The organism is uncultured Flavobacterium sp. (assembly GCF_963974175.1).
In the GTDB taxonomy this organism is placed as follows: Bacteria; Bacteroidota; Bacteroidia; order Flavobacteriales; family Flavobacteriaceae; genus Flavobacterium.
The window spans coordinates 218,142-241,916 of record NZ_CAXBBR010000001.1; the positions used below are offsets into that span (position 1 = coordinate 218,142).

Here is a 23,775-nt window from a genome sequence, read left to right on the forward strand (position 1 = left end):
CAAAAAATATTTTATTTACAAGAAGATGAAATTGAATTTACGTCTTCAATTATATTTCCGGATGTCAGGGTTCGCCCAAAGAATCCGCTGTATGTTTTGGGGTAAAAAGTGCTTCTAAAAACACTATTTTGAGTAGCAACTACACCTTGTTTTAAAATTCCTGTACTAGTGATTGGACTGGTGTATTTCCAAACGTCGGTACCATTACTATTTATTTCAGTAAAAATCCCTGCTGGGCCATTGCAAAAAAGCACGTTCCCATTAGATAACTGTTGGGCGCCAGAAATATTTTGAGCATAAATAGTATTTGGATTTCCGTAATTGTAATTCCATGATGTTGTAGCAGGTAAATAAGGAAATGTCTGTATATAATTATACCCATTCACTGGTAGTTTTATAATTTCTATAGTAGAATAATTCCCTCCACTTCTTCCATTTCCATTGTTGAAAATCATAATTTGATTCTCAAAAGGAAATCCCGACTCAATCCAATACGCATTATGTTGTCCAAATAATTGTGTTGTGGTTCCAGTATTATAAGCCAAAGAATTTCCCCATCGATAAATTAAATCCCCACCATTACCCGAGTTTCCTCCTGAGTGACTTTTGGCTTGAGCAGTAGTTGTACTGTGATCAATAATCCAAACTTCGTTAAAAGAATGTGAACTCACTAAGATTTGGTCTAAAGCGGCATTGTAGTCTATTGAATTGAGATGAATCCAATCTTGATTTGTAGCACTTGCGTTATAATTTACATTAATCAATTTTGATGATGCAGCAACGGTACCGTAATTAGGTTTTGATGCGTCATAATCTTGAACTAAATGATCCCATAAATGCCATTCCCAAACAATTGTACCGCCAGATATTCCTGAAGGTTTGATTTCTAGTATTTGCTCACTCCAAACAGTTGTAGGCACTAAATTTGGGTTCCTACCTTGTGCAATGGCTTCAGCATTAGTTTTGGATTCCCAAGCAATTATTAAAATATTTCCATTAGGCAAAGCTTTTACATCGTGATGCTGGCATTTTAAAGCATCCGAAATTGTGTAAGTCCAAGTCACATTTCCATTCCAATCTATTTTTTCAATAACCCCACCTTTCCCACCAGCGTTAAAAGTGGTATTATTTGTATTTCCAGGTCTTAATAAACTTCCATCTGGCAATAAATAACACGACTGTCCCGGTTTGTAATTACTGGGCCATGTCTTGACTTGCTTACCACATTTGTCAATTAAATAAGTTGTGGTGCTTCCTATGGGGGCAAATAACACATAACCATCATTCAATGATCCAGCATCGTTGCGTATCAAGCCTACTGTATTTGTGACTGTTGGGGTTATCACTGCTTCAACAGTGTCCTCGTTTGAAGAACTACAAGAAAACAATGTAGCTATAGAAAATAAATAAGCAATAGCGCCTATTAATTTTCTGCTATTTAAATGAATTCGAATCATGATGGATAACTATATAATTTATTTAATCCTCTTTTTTAAGTGTGACAATGTCTTCTATGATTCGGTCCATTTCTATAGCAAGGGTACCATTATAAATTCCTCGTATGCGTTGTTTTTTATCCACTAAGATAAAATTTTCAGTGTGTAAAAAATCATTCGCTTTACCAAAGTATCCAATAGAGTCTCCAGCGAAATATTGTTTTTTTGCTATCGAATAAAGCGCATCTTTATCACCGGTAAGCAAGTGCCATTTCCCAGAAATACAACCTTTTTCTTTTGCGTATTCTTTTAATATTGGAACTTTGTCAATCTCCGGAGCCACAGTATGAGATAACAGTAAAACAGCGTCATCATTTTTGAATTTGTTTTGCAAAATTTCCATGTTATCGGTCATCTTTGGACAGATGCTACCACAGCTGGTAAAAAAGAAATTAGCAACATAGATTTTGTCGTCAACAGTTTCTTTCGTTATTGTTTCGCCATTTTGATTCGTAAAAGAAAAGTCAGGAATAGTATGGATATTAGTATACTCAGGACTGTCTAGGCTTATCCATTCTGGAGTGAATTCATAGGAATTAAAAAAGGGAAGTCCCTCATCTTCATCTTTTATCTTGCTACAAGAGGACAGTAAAATTACTATCCCAAGTAATAAAGTCCAGTTGTTATTTAATACTTTTTTCATAAGGGTTTTTACATAATTTGATTCCGATTAAACCGTATTTCTTGCCTTTTTTAATCACATAATTGGCACGTACGCTACCGTCTTCGTACCATAATCTTTCGCTACCTTCTTCGTGTCCGTTAGTGTAGTGAAATTTTTTGAATAAATGTCCGGTTTTGTACCATTCTAGCACTTCGCCATGAAACTCATCGTTGTAAAAATGGTATTTGTATCTAGGCTTTCCATTTTCCCACCAGTTTTGATGTACGCCTTCCTTTTTATTCGAGATATACAATCGTTCTTCGGCTAATACTTTATTGTCGTACCATAGTTTTTGAACACCTTCAAGCATACCGCCTAAATAGGATTTTACAAATGCGGTGTCTTTACTAGGATAGAGCTCATATTGTTTTCCAGAATATTTTTCGGTTTTAAAATACAAGGTGTCTTGCTTGAAATTGAAACCAGTATCTGACGCGGTTTTATAAACCGAAGGCGTCTTTTGAGCTTGTCTTTGAGGCGCCTCTTCTGGACTTTGATTGCAACTAATAAAAAATACTGTTGCAATCAAAGGGAAGATTGTTTTTGTAAAAGAATTGATTTTTAAACTCATTGTATTTAAATACAGATTTGCTTCGCCTTTTTGTTATTGTTCTGGTTACCCTTTCTTAAAGGTTTTTGAATTTTGTTAACCACAAATACATAAAATAAAATCTTAGTATCTTAACAACTTAGCGATAAGCAAAAAACTAATTAGAAAATGTTCCCGCAGTACCGTAAAATCCGTTTCCGTTGATGTAAGGATCAGAATTGGTGATGTGGTAATGGTAAATTCCGTTTGGATAGTCAACAGTTGCTCCTGTGTGGCCGTGGTATACATCTAGACCGGTTACAGCAGCACCATTTTCTTCAGGACCATAAACAGGGAAGCCATCTAATAAGAAACCCATTAAGGCATCTTTTCCTTTCGTTTCCGTTAAATAAAGAGGTTCTACATGATAATGATACATACTTGTTGCTGTTGGATGTCCCCAATATTTATCAAAAGATTGAAACTCATTAGTCAATGGCTGATTAGGTCCTGCGTATTGGTTGAAAAAAGGCACTCCGTTTATAGAAACGCCAATAGCGGCTAATGGTGTAGCGGCATGTGTTGCGGAAACTACAGGGTTTACCGGTATTTTAAATGTATACGCATTGGTTAAGCTAATCGTGTTAGGATTTTTTATGAATGTGTAATTGCCATAAGTCGTTCCGCTAAAATTTTCATATTTAGCATTAGTAGTTGGATAATACACACTTTTATGATCCGGTTGACCATTAGTTTTAATGGTTAAATAAGTTCCATCGGATGTAATACTAGTGGCACCATAAATCTTTTTATAAACTTCTGGTACTGTCGTAGAGCCAGTGCTCGGATCAATTACAGAAGAATCGTCATCTGAATTACTACAAGCAAAAATCATTAAGATTGCTGAAATGGGGATTAAAAAAGTACTTGATTTTTTCATAGTTTGGGTATTTTAAATATGTTTACTTCTTCTTTGACGATAGTTTTATTTAATTCTTGCGGTGTTAAACATTTATTTTTTCGGGTTGGGATTTGGCTCGCCAATTTTTTTTGCTAATTCAATGGTTAATTGCTTGAAATCTTCTATTTGTTCTGGCGTATTGCAAATTTTTCTAATTCCTTTAAAATGCTCAAAACGTGCGATTTCAATTTGTTTTTGCAGATCTCCTAATACGCTAATCAAACTGTCTTTTGTTTTTAAGTCTACTTCTGGAAGACTTAGTTGTAAGTAGAGATTTTCTTTTGTGCTTAAGATTTTACTTTCATAAATCTTAATTTTCTGAATATGCTTTTCAATTAATACTCTAAATTGTTTTTTTTGCGGCTCATCAAAATGGAGTTTCTCGATAATTATTATTCTCGATCCATTTCTGAAATTCTTAAACTCTCTTGGTTTTATAACCATAAAAAAAACAATCATACTTAGATTAAGAATGATAAGTACGATAACGGAAAAACTTAATACTTTTATTTTGTTCATAATTCTTTTTTCTAAAATGAGTATGAATCAGTAATTGAAGCAACTAAAGCCTTTTCTTGATTTTTTTTCTCTGATTTTAATTCGTTAAAGACAACCTTAATATTAATACTTACCAATAGCAACATTGATGCAGCAGCGAGCCAAACCCATTTGGTTTCGACTGGATTTTGTAAATTCATTTGGGACTGAATTTTAGCATACAAACCATCATTGGGTAGTACTTTTACGATTTGATCCGTACTATCGATAATTTCGTTAATCCAATTTTCCTTTTCCATATTATATTAGACTCTATTTCTTATTTTTTCTTGTGGTATTCTTCAAATTTATTTCCTAATTTTTTCTTGAGGTTCTCTTTGGCTCTAAAAATAAGCGATTCTACAGATGAGATACTTAACTCCATAATTGTCGAAATTTCAGGATTACTTAATCCGTCTATTTTAGATAAGATAAAAGCTGTTTTTTGATTCTCGTTCAATCGATTAATTACTTCGAATAGTATTTTGGATTTTTCTTTGTTTTCCAATAAAATACCGGGGTGTTCAAAAGTAGAAATATTTTGGATTTCATATTCGTTTTCCGAACGTTTTCCGAAAATAAAGAACCGTTTTTGACTTTTTTTATGTTTCAAAAAATCCAAACTTTTATTTATAGTAATGCGGTAAATCCACGTTTTTAAGGTCGATTCTTGTTTAAAATCGTTAATGGACTGAAAGAGTTGAACGAAAACATCTTGAGATATTTCTTCGGCATCTTCTCTGTTCTGAACATAACTCAGCGCTACGTTATAAACGAGTGATTTGAACTGAGCGTAGAGTTCTGGAAAAGATTCCGGATTTGAATTCATAAATTCAATTATATTTTCAAAGTAAGACTCTGTATTACTGTGAAAGGTTTAATTTAAAATTATAAAATAGTACAAATTTCATTTCTTGTTTACTGTCATCACTATTCAAGCAAATATACATGGAATTGAATTCACTTTTGAAACTTATCTTAATAAGCGAATTATTTCTAGTATAGCCCCGATAGAAGCGACATCCTTTTTTGCCTGCCGAAACTATCGGGAGGCAAAAAAGATATAGCGAATAGCGGGACGACTCTTCTTGAAAAAATCAAAAATTACCGCTTCAAAAATTCTAAAATGGGAATTCTGAATTCTGCAATCTATTTGTTATCTTTGCACTCTTAAAAATTATAACCTAATGGCATTATCAGAACAAGAAAACATCCGAAGAGAAAAACTTCAAGCCTTACGCAACTTAGGAATCAATCCTTATCCAGCTAATCTTTTTCCTGTAAATCATACTTCGAAGCAGATAAAATCGCAATTTGAAGAAGGTAAGAAGGTAATTGTTGCCGGACGTTTGATGAGTGTGAGAGATCAAGGAAAAGCTTGTTTTGCCGAATTGCAAGATAGCGAAGGGCGCATACAATTGTACGTGAACCGTGATGTGTTGTGTGAAGGTGACGACAAAACATTATACAATCAAGTATTCAAAAAATTAACCGATTTAGGCGATTTTATTGGTATCGAAGGAGAATTGTTTACTACCAAAGTAGGTGCACAATGTATTCGTGTTGATGGATTTACTTTCTTGAGTAAAACCTTGCGTCCATTGCCATTACCAAAGGTAGATGAAGATGGAAAAGTACACGATGCCTTTAATGATGCTGAATTGCGTTACAGAATGCGTTATGTAGATTTAACGGTGAATGAACATGTGAAAGAAACGTTTATCAAGAGAACAAAAATGTTCAATGCGATGCGTTCTTTCTTTAATGATAGAGGGTATCTTGAGGTTGAAACTCCTGTTTTACAACCTATTCCTGGAGGTGCTGCAGCGCGTCCGTTTATCACACACCACAACTCTCTTGACATGCCATTATACATGCGTATTGCCAATGAGTTGTATTTAAAAAGATTGATTGTAGGTGGTTTTGAAGGGGTTTATGAGTTTTCTAAAAATTTCCGTAACGAAGGAATGGATAGAACGCACAACCCAGAATTTACCGCTATGGAAATATATGTAGCTTACAAAGACTACAACTGGATGATGGAATTTGCCGAAGATCTTCTTGAGCATTGCGCTATTGCCGTAAATGGTACAAGCGAGGCTACTTTTGGAGAACACAAAATCAACTTCAAAGCTCCTTATGCTCGTGTAACGATGACTGATTCTATTAAGCATTTTACTGGTTTTGATATTTCAGGTAAAAGTGAAGCAGAATTATTTGATGCAGCTAGAGGCATGGGAATTGATGTGGATGCCACGATGGGTAAAGGGAAATTGATTGATGAGATTTTTGGCGCTAAATGTGAAGGAAATTATATTCAGCCAACATTCATTACTGATTATCCAAAGGAAATGTCACCCTTGTGTAAAGAGCACAGAGACAATCCAGAATTGACAGAACGTTTTGAGTTAATGGTTTGTGGTAAAGAAGTAGCGAATGCTTACTCTGAGCTGAATGACCCAATTGACCAACGGAGCCGTTTTGAAGAGCAAATGCGATTATCGGAAAAAGGAGATGATGAAGCGACAGGAATAATTGACGAAGATTTCCTTAGAGCATTAGAGTACGGAATGCCTCCTACGTCTGGTATGGGAATAGGAATGGATCGTTTGATTATGTATTTGACTAATAATGCTTCTATCCAAGAGGTATTGTTGTTTCCACAAATGAGACCAGAGAAAAAACAAGTTCAAGTAGAACTGGAAGACGATGAGAAACTAATTGTTTCTTTATTACAGGCTAATGAAAACCAAATGGAATTTGGGTTATTGAAAATAAAATCAGAATTAAGCGGTAAAAAATGGGACAAAGCCATGAAAAATTTATCTTCTCTAGGAATGACTGAAGTAGTTGTAGATGGAGAAACTAAGGCTTGTCGCTTGAAAGAGTAATTTTTACTTTTAAAATATAGAAATTAAGGAACTCAGATTGGGTTCCTTTTTTTATGACCCGTTGGTAACAAAGTAGTTAACCAACCTACTCAATCCTTAACCTAGAAGAATAAATCAATTTATCACAATTCTAAAATCGTTAAATAAGTCATAAACTTCTTACTTAAATAAATTTAAATTCTACTTTTGTTTCAATAAAAAACAAACAAATATGAAAAAAATCATTTTAGCTGTGGTTGCTTTATTTGCATTTTCATTTGCCAATGGGCAAGCCAAAGAGGGGCAAGTTACAAAAGGGAAATGGCTTGTAGAAGTAAATACCGGTTTTGGTACGAACGTGGGTTCCACCTCTTTGTATTTCACTTCTTCTGATGGCGTTACTTCTTATAATATTGGAGCCGAAGGAGGTTATTTTATCAAAGATAATCTGGCTCTTAAAATTGGATTAGGATATGGCGATAATGGCATCAAAGGACAAGAAACGCCAATTGCCTATAAAATTGGAGCCAAATACTATTTCAAAAGCATGATTCCAATTGAAATATCTTATAACGGTGTTGGCATCGGTCAGGCAGATGCTAATCCTACCTACGTTGGTCTACAAGCCGGTTACGCCGTTTTTTTAGGAAAAAATGTAAGTATCGAACCAGGAATTCGTTACAATTTAGCTACTCATAAACAGTACTACGATAACAGTTTACAATTTAACATCGGTTTTGCATTGCATTTTTAATACTTCATTCACAGTACTTAAAAGGTCGAGTATAAATAATAAAATATTAATTATTCTTAAAGGAATAAAAAACCGACTTGAAAATTTCAAGTCGGTTTTTTTATTTGCTTACAGATCGAGTTGGTTCTATCCTTTTCCAGAATTACGTAACTACTAAAATTATGAATTTCTGTCTACTTCTCTTCTACAATAGCGATTCCCCTGAAAAAAAAGCCCGAACTTTTAAAAACTTTCTAAAAAAACTTCTTTTGCCTGTAATAATTCCCAACTTTAGCCACTAATTAAGAAAAAACAAAAGTGAGTAGCGATTTTTACACCACATTTATTTTACCCTATTCAGGAATCATCATTAAGATTTGCAGGGCTTATACGAATACCCAAGAGGATTTTGAGGATTACTATCAAGAGGTCTGTTTACAAATTTGGAGAAGCCATGACAGTTTTCGAGAACAATCGCAGTGGTCCACCTGGGTTTACAGGATATCATTAAATGTATGCTTGACTTTACTAAAGAAAAAAAAGAAACATCATTTTGTTTCTGATTCTTTGCCTGACGAGGCAATCGAGGACAGTCGTTCTTTTATAGATGAATCTCTTAACCAGCTCTATCAGGCAATCAGACAATTATCTGAAGTAGACAGGGCGGTTATTATGCTTTATCTAGAAGAAAAGTCATATCAGGAAATCGCAGAAATTATTGGAACAAACCCAAACAACATTGGGGTGCGCATTAAAAGAATTAAAGAACGATTAAAAAAATTATTAGATGGAAAAGTCAATTGAAACAATATGGAAAGACGGTTTTTTGAAAAGCGATGCTTTATTAGCGCCGAAACTGAATAATCTCTACAGTCAAAAATCGATAGATATCGTCGATAAATTTAGAAGAATGTATAAAATAAATCGGATTGCAATCGTGGCGTTTGCATTTATTATTTTACCAATTTCATTTCTTGTCAAAATACCTTATATGGGAATTGGAATGTTCGTGTTATTTTTTGTTATAGTCACTATTGCACAAAAATTTAGCAAGCGTTTAGATACATTGGACAAAACCCAAAACAGCTACCAATACCTGATTTCGTTTGACAATTGGGTTAAAGAAATGACTGCAACAAACACTAAACTGTCTCGCTTTTTATATCCATACGTTTTCATAATCATGGTTGCAGGATTTTGGTTTGGTAGTATTGGGGGGGATATTCCTGGAAATAAATTTGTAAACTTCATTTTACTAAAATTCCCAGGCACCTATTTAGTTTTTGGTTTTCCATTAATTTTAATAATTGGGGGGGGTACTATTATCAGTTTATTAGCCTACTTTGGAGGACAAATCGGAGATTTCGACCTGAAGCTTGGTTATGGCAGGATATTAAAAAAACTAGATGGAATTCTTGCCGACATGAATGAATTAAGAAATTAATTGACCAGTCTACTTTAACTGAATCAAAATCTAGATTATTCTAAATAAAAATAGAATTGAGCGCTAAAAAATGGAACAAGACGATTATAACTTTATCTTCTTTAGGGCGCACTGAAGTGGTCGTTAACAAACTACGGTCTATTACTAAAACGCCTAATTTTTACTTGTAAAAAAAGGAACTCAATTGAGTTCCTTTTTTTTATGGACTAAAGCGAGAAGTCTAATTAGTTTTAGACTTCCCATTCTAAAATTGCCTATTCACGTACTTCTACAAATCTTTAAGCTAGAAATTATAAAGTACAAATCCATTCGTCTATACTTTTAAGCTATTCGCAATAAACAGATTGTTATTAAACGAAAATAAATAAGGACTTATGATTAAATTTATTTATTTGTCGTTTATATGAATATTTTATTGATAAACTATTAGTCCCCATTAGATTTTCTACTATTAAAAAGTTAAATTTATAAAATACTGCAATAAAAATTAGATTAATAGTAAACATTTTTAACATCATAACACCTAATTTGTTTTCTAACATTCAAAAAAATAATATAGCATACAAAATTAATTACTCATGAATAAAATTGTAGCCGGATTTGTATTTGTTTTCCTAATGATAATAGCTTCTTTGACCCTATCAGTGATTAGCAATAACAATATTACAGAAGCTACAGAATGGGTAGAACACACAAACGATGTGCTATCTCAGTGCGATCTATTATCAGAAGATGCTATTCAACTTGAGACCAATAACCTAGGGTACTTTATTACCCGAAACGAGATTTATGCAAAAAATGTGATTGCCAGAAAATCCAAAATCCCTAAGGACATTGTAAAGCTAAAAAACTTAACTAGAGACAACCCTGTACAAACAGCACGAATTACCCTGCTTGAAGTAGAATTTAATAAAAAAATCGCCTTTTCTGACACCATAATTTCCCTTGTATCCAATGCTGACCCTAAGCAAGCACAAAAACTTATTAACGACGGAACTGGCGTCAATATAATTAAAAACATTCAAGGTGCTTTACAAAGCATAAAAACAGCCGAAAAAAAATTACTAAAGACACGAACGGCAAAAGCCAAAAATCTGCAATATAAATTCTTTAGAACTTCAATAATTACAACATTCATTGCGATACTGGCTCTTTTATTAGGTTACTACTTCGTTTTACATACCTTACGCGCTCGTAAAAAACACAACACTGAAATTGTTGCCCAAAACAAGCTTTTACACCAGCAAAACGAGCGGTTAGAGCAATTCACCTATATTACTACCCACGATCTTCAGGAACCGCTACTATCATTGGTTTCTCTTACCGAGCTTCTCCAAAATGAATGTGAGGAAAACATTAGTGAGGAAATGAGTACGTATATTAAATATATTTCACAATCATCAAAGCGTATGCAAACTTTGGTGAAAGGAATAATGGAGTATTCAAGAATTGGCGCAGAGGAAGAATCAGTTATAGTTGACTGCAACGAAATCGTAAATGAGGTTCTTACAGATCTAAGCCATACTTTGAAGCAACTTAATGCAAAAGTAACAGTTGATCATTTGCCAAAAGTAATTGGATACCGACTAGAATTAAGGCTATTGTTTCAAAACCTCATTAGTAATGCATTGAAATTTAGAAAAAAAGATGTCATTCCTGAAATCAAAATCTCAGCAAAGGAAGATGTAGATCATTGGTTTTTTTCTGTCCAAGACAATGGAATTGGAATTAAAGAACAAGACAAAGATAAAATTTTCGTACTTTTCAAACGTTTGCATGATCGAAATGAATACGAGGGAACAGGAATTGGCTTATCTCATTGTGAAAAAATAGCTCGGTTACACGGTGGAGCTATTTGGGCAGACTCAAAGTTAGGTGAAGGAACCGTTTTTAATTTTACAATTCGAAAAAAAGCATAAGAATGAAAGAAAAAATAGGCTGTATTTTATTAGTTGATGATGATGAAATGGTAAACTGTTTAAATACTATTAGAATTAGCAAGGCTGGAATAGCAGACGAAATTGAACCTGTATTAAATGGTCAAAAAGCATTAGAATTCCTGACTAGTACAGGGCAATTTGTAACTAATGTAAATTCTACTACTCGCCCACTTTTAATTGTACTGGATATCAATATGCCAGTAATGGATGGATGGGAATTTATAGAAGAATATCAAAAAACAGATGTGAGTGAAAAAGACAAGATAATTATTGTGATGCATACCACATCAACAAATCCAGCTGATCAATTAAGAGCCGAGAGCATTCCTGAAATATCCTCATTCACAAAAAAACCATTAACCCAAGAATTGCTTAATACTATAATGAACAACCATTTTCCTGAATTGCTATAGCAATAAACCTTATTGCCCAAAACCTATTAGTAAAACAAACACAGACTCTCCAATTTTATTTTTAATCGGTGCTGGAAACGTATCGTTATCAAGAATGAATCAAGTGGTGGATGCTAACAAACTAGTACTTGTCATTTTAAAGAGTGCTTTTTACTTTACCAATTATATTTATAAAAAAAGGAACACAGTTGAGTTCCTTTTTTTATAAAAGATTCTATCAAATACTATTTATTCTCACGATTCCCTGACGGCAAAAAATAAAGCCAACTAAAGCCAATTAAAAACAAAATAAGCGAAGCGATAAAGGCTGGAATCAAAATCTCTTTATTGTTATCTAAAGCGTTATTCAAAGATGCATATAGCAACCAGATTTGAATGGTAACATTCATAATAAGAATGAATATTAGTGTTGAAAGAATAATATTTAACTTATTGGGATTGGCCTTGTTTTGGCTTGTTCTAAAACTGCTCATAGTAGCTATAATTTAGTTATTTTGAATACCTAACTCAATTTTTCTTCTTCAGATGCTTTTACATAAATATCATTGTCCTTAAAAAAGACTTCCAGTTTAGGTAAAGCTCGTGGTGGTGGCCCTGCTATAACGTCTCCAGTCTTAGCGTCAAAAGATCCTTCATGACAAGGACAATGTATAATTCCTGTTCCTGGCTTGTAAAAAACGGAACAAGAAAGATGCGTACATTTTTGCTCGTAGGCTTTGAATTCTCCGCTTTCAAGATGAATCAGAATATATGGAATTTTACTTCCTTCTATCACAAAAGCGCGTGTTCCACCTGAAGGTACCTCGCCTTTTTTGCACACAAAATGTTCGCCCTCCATATCTTCTTTAGGAAGTAAATAGGCTTTGGCAGCGACCAAACCACTCCCAACCATTAATCCTCCTGAAACTAAAGTCAGGAATTTTGCGAAATCACGACGGCTAACATTCGTGGCTTGCTGTTTTAGAATTGGAAAATCTTTTTTCCAGTTCTTATTTAAATTATCTTCTTTTGACATGGGTATATATTTAAAAAATGATCAACTCAGTACTACCTTTAGGCATCATGATATTCACTTTTGTATTTACAATCTCTTTTCCGAAAACAAAAGTATTCACCGGTGAACTATTTGGTCTCATTTCTGTTATTTCTTCTTTGGTACCATAAAATAAAGCCCCACTAGGACAAACCGTCGCACACATAGGTTTTTTTCCTACACTTGTTCTGTCGTAGCACATAGTACACTTCATCATCATATCATATTCTTCTATTTTCTTTGGAACACCAAAAGGGCAAGCCTCAACGCAATTAGAGCAACCAATACATCGCTCCGTATTAGCAGTATGTACTATCCCAAATTCGTCTTTTGATATAGCATCTGCTGGACAAACATTAGCACAAACTGGATCATCACAATGCATACACACCTGAACAGTAGTTTGTGTGGTAGAAGCTCGATCAACATAATTAACATGAATCATAGAGTCCTGACCGTTTGTTTCACATTCTGCGCAAGCCATTTCACAGGCTTTACAGCCAATGCAACGTTGCATATCTACAAAAAATTCTTCGTTTGTATTGAAACTGGTATAGTTCATTTTTTAGATTTTTTATAGGTTAAACACTTGCGTATGCTTTTGAGGCCTTAGATGGTGCTGCAATCTCGTTAAGCGGTTCCAGATGACAGGCACATACTTTAAATTCTGGTATTTTTGATATCGGATCCAATGTCCCTGGTGTCAATAAATTTGCTGATTTTTTTCCTGACCAGTGGTACGGTATAAAAACAGTATCCTCCCGAATGGTTTCTACGATATTAGCAGGAAAAATTCCCTCTCCTCTTCGAGTAGAAACTTTAACCAATTCTCTTTGTTTAATGCCGAATTTCTTTGCTAGTGCGGGGTGAATTTCCAATAAAGGTTCTGGATATTGATCTACCAATTTCCCTATTCTTCGGGTTTGTGTTCCGCTTAAATATTGTGAAACCACTCGTCCTGTGGTTAATATCACTGGATAATCCGCATCAGTGACTTCACCTGGAAGTTTATATGGAGCCGGATTAAAATGTGCTTTACCATCAGGTGTTTTAAATTTTTTATCTTCCCATAAACGAGGAGTACCAGGATGGTCTTCTGTTGGACATGGCCAAAATATTCCCATATTCTCTTCTACTCTTTTATAAGTAATTCCATTATAATCAGCCGTTCCGCCTTTTGAAGCAACACGTAATTCATTAAAAATAGCTTCGCTATCATCATAGGTAAATTTATCTTCTTCACCCAAGCGTTTCGCTAATTCTAAAATTATGGAAGTATCTGTTCTCGCATCTCCTGGAGGCGTTACTGCCTGACGAATACGTATCACTCTTCCCTCTGCTGATGTTGTTGTACCTTCTTCTTCTTCCTGTAAAGAACCAGCTAGAACAATGTCAGCATGGCGAGCTGTTTCATTTAAGAAAAAGTCTATGCATACATAAAACTCTAGTTTTTCTAGCGCTTCTCTAACGTAGTTACTGTTTGGCAATGACACTAATGGATTAAAACAAATAGACAATAGCCCTTTAATTTCTCCTCTATGAATGGCTTCAATTATTTCATAAGCTGTAAGCCCTTTTCCAGGCATGTCTTTTTCATCAATCCCCCAAACTTCTGAAATGTACTTACGATGCTCCGGATTTTCAATGTCACGATTTCCAGGTAATTGATCACATTTATGACCGTGCTCTCTTCCGCCTTGACCATTTCCTTGACCCGTAATTGTTCCATATCCGCAATATGGTTTCCCAATGCGTCCAGTAGCAAGAACCAAATTTATACAGCCCAAAACATTATCTACTCCTTTTGAATGGTGCTCGATTCCGCGCGCATGAAGTAAAAAACTGGTTTTAGCCCTACCCCATAATTCAGCAGCTGCTTTTATTTTTTCTTTTTTAATTCCTGTAATTTCCTCAGCCCATTCTAAGGTGTAATCCTTAACTGAGTCTATAGTAATATCAAATCCAGAGGTATAATTATCAATAAAATCATGGTCCAGCAAGTCGTTATCTACAAGATATTTCAACATAGCTCCATAAAGAGCTGAATCTGTTCCTGGTCTTACATCTAAGTGAATGTCTGAAGTTCTAGCCAATGGAATCATTCTTGGATCAATCACAATCAGCTTGGCTCCACGATCTCTGGCTTTCCAAATCCAATGCGTTAATGTTGGAAAAGTCTCACTGATATTGGCTCCAGCCACAATAATCACCTCGGCATATTCTAAATCCGAATAAGTATTAGAAGCTCTATCTAAACCAAAAGCTTTTTTATTTCCCGCACCTGCACTTACCATGCACAAACGACCGTTGTAATCTAGATTTTTTGTTTTCACAGCCACACGAGCAAATTTACCCATCAGGTAACTTTTTTCATTGGTTAATGAAACGCCTGAAAGTATCGAAAAAGCATCTTTTCCATATTGTTCCTGAATGCGTTTAATTTCCGAAACCGTTTTATCCATGGCTTCATCCCAAGTAGTAGTTTCAAAACCTTTCCCTTCTACCCTTTTTATTGGGCCTAACAAACGGTCAGGGTGGTTATTTTGCAAGTAGCGTTGAACTCCTTTTGGACAAAGACGTCCTTCATTAAAAGGAAATTCCATCCATGGCTCAAAACCCACTACTTTATTACTTTTAACTAACAATTGAATCCCGCATTGCATACCACAAAAACAACAGTGTGTCTTCACAATTTCATCGGGTTCATCCCTTCCGTCATATCCTTCTTTAGGGCTATAATTTAAGTGGGGTCCAAAATCTTCTACTATTTTTTCTGCTGAAACGGGTAATTTTGCCATTTTTTGTCGTTTTCTATATTTTTAACCCAGACAATGATAGAGATCACTGCTCGCTGATTATTTTTTAATTATCCAAATAAATTACCACCTTCTTGTCTTGCTTTCAAATGGGCTTGAGCCAAACGAGATCTTTTTCCCTCAGGGCTTAAATCCAAATGAGACGTTCCATCTTCACGATCAAAATTAAAACCTAATTCTTTAGTGACAATCTTTAAATCATTGATATGCAAATTAGTTGCATACTCTTCTCCAGTATGTTCACAAACTGCCATTCCCATTTTCATACCTTCTTTTTTATAAATATGAGCCCCAATTTGAGCAGGACGCTGAATGATATGAAAGAATTTTCCAAATGGAATCCATATCAAAAACATGATTACAGTAACCGCATGAATTACTGCCAAGAAATCAAAAGCAAATCCCTTCATAAATTGATACGAATAAGTCAAACCTAATCCTGTAACAGATATTGCAATCAATAATATAAGTGGCAATAAATCGCCTTCAAAACTTTGTGTAGCAATTAACCCTGGATTAGTCAATCGTCTCCTCAAATAATACAACGATCCTAAAATCACCAAATAAGAAGACCAGTTTAACGCATGAAAAGTTAAAAAAGCCATGATAGAACCCAGTTCAAAATCCATTACTTTAAAACCGAAGAAATGCGCTTCATATAACGAAATACTATTGGGAGCCATTGTAAAATGAATCCATCCAAAAGTCAAAGGAATGGTGATTAGAAAAGCCGAAGTACAACCTACTGCAATCATAAAATGCGCCATCCAACGGTATTTCCCTCTAGGGTAAATAAATTTCTGAAAAGCTATATTTTCAATAGTTTCTTTAGAAGCAAACCAAAAATGCGAAAATACTTTTCCGGTAACCAAGTACATGATTCCTCTTTTGAAATAAATCCATGTGGGCGGTCTCTGTAACCAAACCGAATAACGATATACAATACCAAAAAAAGCGAATATTGTTCCAAACAAATAGGTAATAAGCGCAGCATCAAAATTTTGCAAATTTCTGGAACCGAAAAATACCAGCACAATAGAAAATATTGACATTCCGGTGGCTATAAGTAAGGCCTTGGTATTAAAAGTTCTGTTTTTCATTTCCTATAATTTAATAAATAGTGATCGAAGTCATTTTATTATGAAATCTACAAGATCCTAAAACCTTGTAGATTATTATTTTATTTTCTGATTTTTAAAACAAATACGAAATTATAATCTAACTTGGTTTTTCACATCCTCTACGGTTATAAAACCACCAATTGATCATTGTAGCTAATATAGTAAAAATAATCAAGCCGATAAAGAACTGATTTGCACCACCATTAGCAGTAATATTGTTCCCTATTAACAAAGCAAAAATAAATGGGCCAAATGCTGCAATTGCCGCTGTCCATCCAATTACGCCAGCCGCTTGACGTTGATTTTCAGAAAAGATAATAGGATATTGTCTAAAAGTACCTGCATTACCTATACCTGTAAAGAAGAACATTACTAAAATAACTCCTACAAACATTGGGAACTGCTCCATACTAGTAGGTGCCACAAGACCTTGGGTTACCAAAATAATTGCACCTCCCAAAATACCTAATCCAGTTATTGTTGTTAAAATAGCACCTCCCACTTTATCTGCGATAAAACCAAATAATATTCTACTTGCTGACCCAATAAGTGGTCCATAAAAAGCATAAACTAATGGATCCGGAGCATTTGGAAAGTCACCATATAAAAATTTAATCATCAATGGAAATGCAGCAGCCAATCCAGCAAAAGTTCCAAAAGTCATCACATAAGTTATGGTACAAAACCAAGTATGCTTGTTACTGAAAATATCTAATTGCTCTTTAATTGACGCTTTCATTGGGATACTTCTTAGGTAAAACCAACTCACGATAGACATAATCAACAAGAAAGGAATGTACCAAAAGGCAGCCGATTGGATGTACATATTTGAATTGATAACTGCTTTATTTCCTTCTTGAATCTGATTTAATATTTTTTCAGCTACTTTTGGGTTTGCATTAGCAAGTACTTTTGCTCTTACGTTTACTGGTAATGAAATAAACAAAACCACTTTGTCTGAAGAATTTACTGCTGTACTCACAGAGTCCATTACTTTTTTCTTCACATTAGACAAGATAGCGGTTTGTGTTTTATCTTCTAATGCAGCAAATACCTGTTGTTGTTTTTCAATACTTGCGTTTTCAATTACCACCTTAGTTTCTTTGGCGTCAATTTTTGTAAATATTGAAGGGGCGCCATACAGCGCTACACTCAATACCATTGGCGTAACGAATTGAGCTAATGAAACTCCAAAATTTCCAATACCCGCCTGAATTCCAAGCGCCGTACCTTTCAATCTCTTAGGAAAGAATAAACTCGTACTTGGCATATAGGAAGAGAAATCTCCTCCGCCAAAACCGGTCGTAAAAGCCAAAATCATGAATACCCAAAATCGTGTTGTTGGGTCCATCACCGCAATTCCAATTCCTACAACAGGAATTAATTTAATAAACGTAGCAAAAGTAACCACATGACGCGTACCAAAAATTGGTAATATAAAAGTATGTATAATACGCAATAAACCGGCAGCTAAACCAGGAACGGCAGCTAGCCAGAAAAGTTGATCTTTTGTAAAAGTAAATCCCAGTCCTGGTAATTTCACCACTATTACACTCATAATAAACCATGAGGCAAATGACAAGATAAGAGTAAGTGTAGTTATTATTAAGGTTTTCCAGGCAATTTTACTTCCTGTTTCACTCCAGAATTTCTCATCTTCTGGTTCCCATTTGTCTAGCCAAGTTTTCATATGTTTTTATTTATTGGTTTATATTGGTGATACGTAATTCGCATAGTAGCTATGCATATTTCATATTTCGATTTGCTATTTTTAGTGATTGATGTGCTCGATATCTCTTGTAAATCCGGGTGTTTTCTTTCTCATGATATTAATAATAGTTTTGTGCATCCAAATCAAACAAGCGGTAGAAATTATAAATATAAAGAGCCATGAACTCGTCCAAAGACCCGTGAAATTTAAGAGGTAACTAAATATAATTGGTCCGAAAAAACCTCCTAATCCTCCGATTAATCCAACCATTCCTCCCACAACTCCTACTTCATTTGGAAAATATTCTGGGATGTGTTTGTAGACCGCCGCTTTACCAATTCCCCACGAAATACCTATAAGCACAACTAGTATAACATACACCCACATATTGGCTGCAAATTTGATTTGTGTAACTCCCTTGGCTAACAATTCTTTCTTGTTAACAGCCTGATTTTCTTTTACTACAATTTCTTGCCAAGAAGTTTTAACGGGTAAAATAGATTCATTGGTTAATGTTGCATCAACCTTAGGTTTAATCGTATAATCGTTATTATTTAACACTAATCCAGTAGGGGTTACTTTAGATACAACACCACTATTATTAGCCATTACACCAGGTCCTGAAGTAAAGATCTCCATTTTAGGAAACATCAATAAAAAACTGATTACCATAGTTGAACCCAACACCCAATACATTACTTTTCTGGCTCCAAATTTATCAGAAAGATATCCTCCAAAAGCTCTAATAACTCCTCCAGGCAAACTGAACATAGTGGCAAACATTCCTCCCATAACTAGTGAAGTATGATATACATTCATGAACGTAGGTAGCAACCATTGAGAATAAGCTACAAAACAACCAAAAACTAGAAAGTAATAGGCCCCAAAACGCCAAACTCTAACTGATTTTAATGGAGTTAAAAGTGTTTTTATATTTTTAGATTCTCCTTCCGGTTTTTTATTTTTAGCTACTAGTATAAAAAGGATTCCAATAACGACCAAGACAACTCCATAAGTTACTGGTAACATTTTCCAACCGTTAATAGGGTCACCTTTAGAAAAATTATTTAATAGTGTTGGTGCTATAAAAGTGGTGATAGCTGCACCTGCATTTCCCATTCCGAATATCCCCAAGGCTCTACCCTGCCAATTTTGTGGGTACCAAACAGAAGTATAAGCTATACCTACAGCAAAACTAGTCCCTACCAATCCAAAAAGAAAACTTAACACTGCAAAAGTCCAAAAACTATCTGCAAAAGGAAGTAAAAATAGCGGAATAGAACATAGAAATAATAAGATTGAAAATATAATTTTACCGCCAAATTTGTCGGTAAGAATCCCGATAGGAAGGCGGAAAATAGCCCCTGATAAAATGGGAATTCCTAAAAGCCATCCCACTTCGACAACAGTCCAATTGAAGATACCTCTTTCAACTAAAAAAGTAACTAAAACACCGTTCAAAGTCCAACAAGCAAAGCAAATCGTAAATGCTAATGTGTTTAGAAATAATATTTTGTGTGATGCTGTTAAACTGCTCATGATACCCTCGAATTAATTTAAAATTAAAATCGGATAAAAACATCCTTCATTTAATGAAGCAAAATTAATAACAAACGAGTCATTAAAACATGATATTTGTCAGCTGAACATTAAATGTGGCTCCTGAGCAATGTACAGCTTGCATTTTTTATTTTAAGCTATAAATAAATAATTGGAAATAAGGCTAGTGTATAAAAATACCCAACCAGATCAATGAAAATATTTTAGAAAAAACTATTTAAGCGCAAAAAACAACTCCGTTCATGAAGACAATATACACATTGAACCCATTGCAATCTAAAACTATCCCCCAATCTTTATCATACTTCTATTTTGAGAAAAGAGTTTTGGATTTTGAAATTTAGCATCGTCATCCATACCGCCACGCATGGCGTGTTTGGATTTTATATTCTGAAAAATAAGTGGTTCAATAGCTCCTCCAGAACGGAGCGTTTGCAATAAATCCGTTTCAGAATTCGAGAAAAGACAGTTTTTAAGTTTACCGTCAGCGGTTAAACGGATGCGATTGCAGCTACTGCAAAAAGGATTTGTAACGGAACTAATCACCGAAAAACTCCCTTTGTAGGATGTTATTTTATGGTTCTTGGCGGTATCGTGTGGTTTATCGATCAAGCGTTCCACTTTGTTAACAGTATATTTATCATTGACTTGTGAAAGGATTTCGGCATAAGAAACCAACTTTTCTTTGTTCCATTGATTGCCATCAAAAGGCATAAATTCTATAAACCGAATTTGGATATTTCGGTCTTTGGTCAACTCAATAAAATCGATGATTTCATTATCGTTAAAGCCCTTCATAACTACCACATTCAGTTTCAACTGGAAACCATTGGCGTCAAGCAACTCCAAGTTTTCATTGAATTTATCAAAATAATTCCTGCGGGTAATCTGGTTGAACTTCTCCTTTTGCAAACTATCAATACTTAGGTTTAGTGTATGAACACCCGCTTCCTTAAACGTATCTATAAAATCATGAACTAGGATTCCATTAGTAGTCAGCGTAAGTTCGACTCCTAATTTCCCAAGTCGCTGAATGATATCTTTAGCATCTTTTCGAACTAAAGGCTCTCCTCCAGTTAACCTGATTTTATTTACACCTTGATTTACAAAAGTTTGTGCTATAGTAACAATTTCATCTGCAGTCATCAGATGGGCTTTTGGCGTAAGCGAAATCCCTTCAGCCGGCATGCAATACGTACATCTCAAATTACAATTCTCTGTAATTGAAATACGCAAATAGCTGTGTCCGCGACCATGAGTATCCTGCATTTGAATGTTATTTTCCATGGTTGAATCCTTTTAAAATTTTAAACAAATGCAAAACCGAAGGAAAAACGGCATCCATTGATTCTCCAGCTCCTGCGGTAGAACCAGGCAAGGCCATAATTAACGTATCTCCTTTAAAACCGACAACGCTTCTCGATAACATCGCATAAGGCGTGCGATCCTGACCGTAAGCGCGAATCGCTTCCTCGATACCAGGAATGCGACGGTCAAGCAACGGAATCACCGCTTCTGGTGTGACATCTCTATCAGACAATCCTGTTCCTCCAGTCAAAATAACCAAGTCTATATTCTTAGCGCATAATTTATTAATGGTGTCCTGAATATCTAATACCTCATCCGGAATAATGATATAATTGGAAACAGTTAATCCTAAATTCTTAATTTTATCCGAGATTACTTTTCCTGCTCTATCTTCTTTTTTTCCACTAGAAACACTATCCGAACAGACCATTACCGCTACCGATAAATCCTGTACTTCTTTGTTACCGTAGTCTGATTTTCCGCCTTTTTTGTGCAATAATTTAATGGTCGAAATCTCCACTTGTTTGTCAATGGGTTTCAGCATGTCGTACATCGTTAATGCCACAATCGAAGCACCGTGCATGGCCTCGACCTCAACACCAGTTCTATAAATTGCTTTTACGGTAACCTTAATCAAAACTGAATCCTCCAAAAATTCATAGTCAATTCCCGTATATTCAATTGGCATGGGGTGGCAATCCGGAATAGAATTCGATGTGTTTTTTACTGCAAAAAGTCCTGCAGTTCTTGCTACTTCTACCACATCGCCTTTAGGAACTGTTTTGTCCAATATCGCTTTCATCGTTTCTTGCGAGCCTACTTTTACGATGGCCTGTGCCGTTGCGGTGCGAAGCGTAATTATTTTATGTGTAATGTCTACCATTTTGTTGCTTTTGACTATTGGCACGAGGCTTTTAGCTGTGTTTATATTATTCTTTCTGGCACGCAGATTGAGCAGATTTTTGCTGATATAATTTAATTTTTTAAATCATTAATCGAAATAATCTTTTTAAAACTAAAAGAAAGATCAGCTTTAAATCCGTTAAATCAATTTCATCTGCGTTCCATTTTTAAACCTATTAACTGTTTTGTTTCCAAGCGTAGGATTCGTCTTCCATTATTTCTTTACCAAAAACGGCTGTCTTTTCTTTTATCTCTTCTACCAAAAACTCCAAGGCTTCATACACCGCTTTTCGTCTTGGTGCCGACACAAAAACAAAAAGACAAATCTCCCCTGTTTTTACCGTTCCTAGACTGTGATAAATATGTAAACATGACAATTCATACTTGGCGAAAGCCGCTTCTCGAATTTCATAAAAAGTTTGTTCGGCCATTTCCTCGTAAGCGGAATATTCGATAGCTACAACCGTTTTTTCATCAATAACATCGGCACGAACTTGCCCTAAAAAAATATTATGAGCGCCGATAGTTGTTTTACTTTGATGCTTCGCAATAGAATTCCCAATGAAATCTGATGTTATCGCTCCTTGTATGAAAGAACTTTTTTTACGTTTTGTTGTTGCCATTATATTGGTATTATTATTTTGTTTCTAAATGTATTTTTATGGATTCAATTCCTTTTTCAAGATGAGAAAGCTTTGTAAATCCTTCTTTTTTTAAATAGTCCAAAGCCAATTGACTGCGTTGTCCGCTTTGACAGAATAAAACAATCTCTTGCGATTTATCAAGCTTACCGCAATAGTTTTCCAACTCAGCAAGTGGTACGTTCACGACATTTTGCTCGTTGAATTTCGGTTCTTCGTAGACTTCTCTAATGTCGATAACTACGCAATGGTCTTGACGACACTTTTCTAAAAAAGTTTCTTCCGTTAGTGCAATAACTACTTTATCAGAATCCTTATTTAGAATTAAAAATCCGCTTTTAAGTCCGTTTTCAATTTCTTTAGGATTTTTTGTAAAATCAATTATTTGCGTTTGATACTGCAATGCATCATAAAGCAATAATTTACCCGCCAGTACACTTCCTATTTCCAGAATAATCTTTAGTACTTCGGTAGCTTGAAGCGCACCAAGTGTATTTGGCAAAATGCCCAAAACTCCCGAAGTAACACAATTTGGAATAGCATTCAAACCCTCCTTTTGAGGAAATAAGCAACGATAACTTGGTCCATTTTTATAATTAAAAACTGAAACTTGCCCTTCAAATTTGTAAATTGATGCGTACACCACAGGAACTTTTTTGACCAGTGAAACATCATTAATCAAATATCGAACACTAATAGTATCTGTACAATCTACGATAATCTGATAATTGCTTACAATTTCAAAGGCATTTTGAGTATTAAAAAACTCAGGAAACACCCTAACTTCAACATTAGGATTCAGCTCTTTAATCACCGTAACGGCTGTTGCTGCTTTGCTTTTTCCGCAATCTTTTAAAGTGTATAATAATTGACGATGCAAATTGGTTTCTTCAACGATGTCACCATCTACAATTCCAATAGACCCCACTCCAGCGGCAGCCAAATTCTGCAAAACGGGACACCCCAAACCACCCGCACCAATTACTAAAACACGAGCGTTCTGTAATTTCTGCTGTCCTAACACTCCTATTTCTGGTAGCGCTATTTGTCTGGTATATCGTGTTGAATTTTTCATTATAGAATTTTATTCCCCTT

24 protein-coding genes are annotated in these 23,775 nt (G+C 34.9%); 6 read left to right on the forward strand and 18 right to left on the reverse strand.

Features of this window, described 5'->3' with window-relative positions:
* Positions 1-11: 11 nt before the first annotated feature.
* The 7 genes from AAC069_RS00920 to AAC069_RS00950 all read right to left on the reverse strand — a co-directional run bounded on the left by AAC069_RS00920 (position 12) and on the right by AAC069_RS00950 (position 5,016).
* Entirely contained in the window at positions 12-1,457 is a 1,446-nt protein-coding gene (locus AAC069_RS00920) for an aryl-sulfate sulfotransferase (RefSeq protein WP_339918654.1), read from the reverse strand.
* Positions 1,458-1,479: 22 nt separating this feature from the next.
* Positions 1,480-2,139, reverse strand: a complete 660-nt coding sequence (locus tag AAC069_RS00925; RefSeq protein ID WP_339918655.1) for an SCO family protein — start codon at positions 2,137-2,139, stop codon at positions 1,480-1,482.
* Positions 2,120-2,731: a toxin-antitoxin system YwqK family antitoxin gene (locus AAC069_RS00930; protein WP_339918656.1), complete on the reverse strand. Its 612-nt coding sequence runs from the start codon at positions 2,729-2,731 to the stop codon at positions 2,120-2,122. The genes AAC069_RS00925 and AAC069_RS00930 overlap by 20 nt, the downstream gene beginning before the upstream one ends.
* Positions 2,732-2,867: 136 nt before the next feature.
* Positions 2,868-3,629 carry a YHYH protein gene (locus AAC069_RS00935; protein WP_339918657.1) on the reverse strand — a complete coding sequence of 254 codons (762 nt, stop codon included), beginning with the start codon at positions 3,627-3,629 and terminating at the stop codon, positions 2,868-2,870.
* 72 nt (positions 3,630-3,701) lie between these two features.
* Entirely contained in the window at positions 3,702-4,169 is a 468-nt protein-coding gene (locus AAC069_RS00940) for a hypothetical protein (protein ID WP_339918658.1), read from the reverse strand.
* Between the two features lie 11 nt (positions 4,170-4,180).
* Complete coding sequence (locus AAC069_RS00945; protein WP_339918659.1) at positions 4,181-4,447, reverse strand: hypothetical protein; 267 nt, start codon at positions 4,445-4,447, stop codon at positions 4,181-4,183.
* A gap of 20 nt (positions 4,448-4,467) precedes the next feature.
* Positions 4,468-5,016 (reverse strand): RNA polymerase sigma factor, encoded by a 549-nt coding sequence (locus tag AAC069_RS00950; RefSeq protein WP_339918660.1) that lies wholly within the window; start codon positions 5,014-5,016, stop codon positions 4,468-4,470.
* 358 nt (positions 5,017-5,374) lie between these two features.
* Between AAC069_RS00950 and lysS the strand changes: the two genes are divergently transcribed.
* From lysS to AAC069_RS00980, 6 genes are all read left to right on the forward strand, one after another.
* Complete coding sequence (gene lysS, locus AAC069_RS00955) at positions 5,375-7,078, forward strand: lysine--tRNA ligase (RefSeq protein WP_339918661.1); 1,704 nt, start codon at positions 5,375-5,377, stop codon at positions 7,076-7,078.
* Between the two features lie 211 nt (positions 7,079-7,289).
* Positions 7,290-7,811: a hypothetical protein gene (locus AAC069_RS00960; protein WP_339918662.1), complete on the forward strand. Its 522-nt coding sequence runs from the start codon at positions 7,290-7,292 to the stop codon at positions 7,809-7,811.
* 297 nt (positions 7,812-8,108) lie between these two features.
* Positions 8,109-8,594, forward strand: a complete 486-nt coding sequence (locus AAC069_RS00965) for a sigma-70 family RNA polymerase sigma factor (RefSeq protein WP_339918663.1) — start codon at positions 8,109-8,111, stop codon at positions 8,592-8,594.
* Entirely contained in the window at positions 8,578-9,234 is a 657-nt protein-coding gene (locus tag AAC069_RS00970) for a hypothetical protein (RefSeq protein ID WP_339918664.1), read from the forward strand. The genes AAC069_RS00965 and AAC069_RS00970 overlap by 17 nt, the downstream gene beginning before the upstream one ends.
* Before the next feature lie 578 nt (positions 9,235-9,812).
* On the forward strand, positions 9,813-11,153 hold the full coding sequence (locus AAC069_RS00975) for an ATP-binding protein (RefSeq protein ID WP_339918665.1): 1,341 nt from the start codon (positions 9,813-9,815) through the stop codon (positions 11,151-11,153).
* A 2-nt stretch (positions 11,154-11,155) separates the two neighbouring features.
* Positions 11,156-11,587, forward strand: a complete 432-nt coding sequence (locus AAC069_RS00980) for a response regulator (protein ID WP_339918666.1) — start codon at positions 11,156-11,158, stop codon at positions 11,585-11,587.
* Between the two features lie 224 nt (positions 11,588-11,811).
* Here the strand turns inward: AAC069_RS00980 and AAC069_RS00985 are convergent, their stop codons facing one another.
* From AAC069_RS00985 to AAC069_RS01035, 11 genes are all read right to left on the reverse strand, one after another.
* Positions 11,812-12,060 (reverse strand): DUF6755 family protein, encoded by a 249-nt coding sequence (locus tag AAC069_RS00985; protein ID WP_339918667.1) that lies wholly within the window; start codon positions 12,058-12,060, stop codon positions 11,812-11,814.
* 29 nt (positions 12,061-12,089) lie between these two features.
* Entirely contained in the window at positions 12,090-12,602 is a 513-nt protein-coding gene (locus tag AAC069_RS00990) for a Rieske (2Fe-2S) protein (RefSeq protein WP_339918668.1), read from the reverse strand.
* A gap of 10 nt (positions 12,603-12,612) precedes the next feature.
* Positions 12,613-13,182 carry a 4Fe-4S dicluster domain-containing protein gene (locus AAC069_RS00995; protein WP_339918669.1) on the reverse strand — a complete coding sequence of 190 codons (570 nt, stop codon included), beginning with the start codon at positions 13,180-13,182 and terminating at the stop codon, positions 12,613-12,615.
* Between the two features lie 19 nt (positions 13,183-13,201).
* Complete coding sequence (locus AAC069_RS01000) at positions 13,202-15,418, reverse strand: molybdopterin oxidoreductase family protein (protein WP_339918670.1); 2,217 nt, start codon at positions 15,416-15,418, stop codon at positions 13,202-13,204.
* Positions 15,419-15,486: 68 nt separating this feature from the next.
* The gene (locus AAC069_RS01005) at positions 15,487-16,536 is read right to left on the reverse strand and encodes an MFS transporter (RefSeq protein WP_339918671.1); all 1,050 of its coding nucleotides are present in this window, start codon (positions 16,534-16,536) and stop codon (positions 15,487-15,489) included.
* Positions 16,537-16,654: 118 nt separating this feature from the next.
* Positions 16,655-18,247 (reverse strand): MFS transporter, encoded by a 1,593-nt coding sequence (locus AAC069_RS01010; protein ID WP_339918672.1) that lies wholly within the window; start codon positions 18,245-18,247, stop codon positions 16,655-16,657.
* Positions 18,248-18,328: 81 nt separating this feature from the next.
* The gene (locus AAC069_RS01015; protein WP_339918673.1) at positions 18,329-19,807 is read right to left on the reverse strand and encodes an MFS transporter; all 1,479 of its coding nucleotides are present in this window, start codon (positions 19,805-19,807) and stop codon (positions 18,329-18,331) included.
* A gap of 303 nt (positions 19,808-20,110) precedes the next feature.
* A complete protein-coding gene (gene moaA, locus AAC069_RS01020) occupies positions 20,111-21,115 on the reverse strand; it encodes a GTP 3',8-cyclase MoaA (protein WP_339918674.1) in 1,005 nt (334 codons plus the stop codon).
* The gene (moaCB, locus tag AAC069_RS01025; RefSeq protein WP_339918675.1) at positions 21,105-22,019 is read right to left on the reverse strand and encodes a bifunctional molybdenum cofactor biosynthesis protein MoaC/MoaB; all 915 of its coding nucleotides are present in this window, start codon (positions 22,017-22,019) and stop codon (positions 21,105-21,107) included. The genes moaA and moaCB overlap by 11 nt, the downstream gene beginning before the upstream one ends.
* A 196-nt stretch (positions 22,020-22,215) precedes the next feature.
* Positions 22,216-22,662 carry a molybdenum cofactor biosynthesis protein MoaE gene (locus AAC069_RS01030; RefSeq protein ID WP_339918676.1) on the reverse strand — a complete coding sequence of 149 codons (447 nt, stop codon included), beginning with the start codon at positions 22,660-22,662 and terminating at the stop codon, positions 22,216-22,218.
* 13 nt (positions 22,663-22,675) lie between these two features.
* Positions 22,676-23,755, reverse strand: a complete 1,080-nt coding sequence (locus AAC069_RS01035; RefSeq protein WP_339918677.1) for a HesA/MoeB/ThiF family protein — start codon at positions 23,753-23,755, stop codon at positions 22,676-22,678.
* Positions 23,756-23,775: the final 20 nt, after the last annotated feature.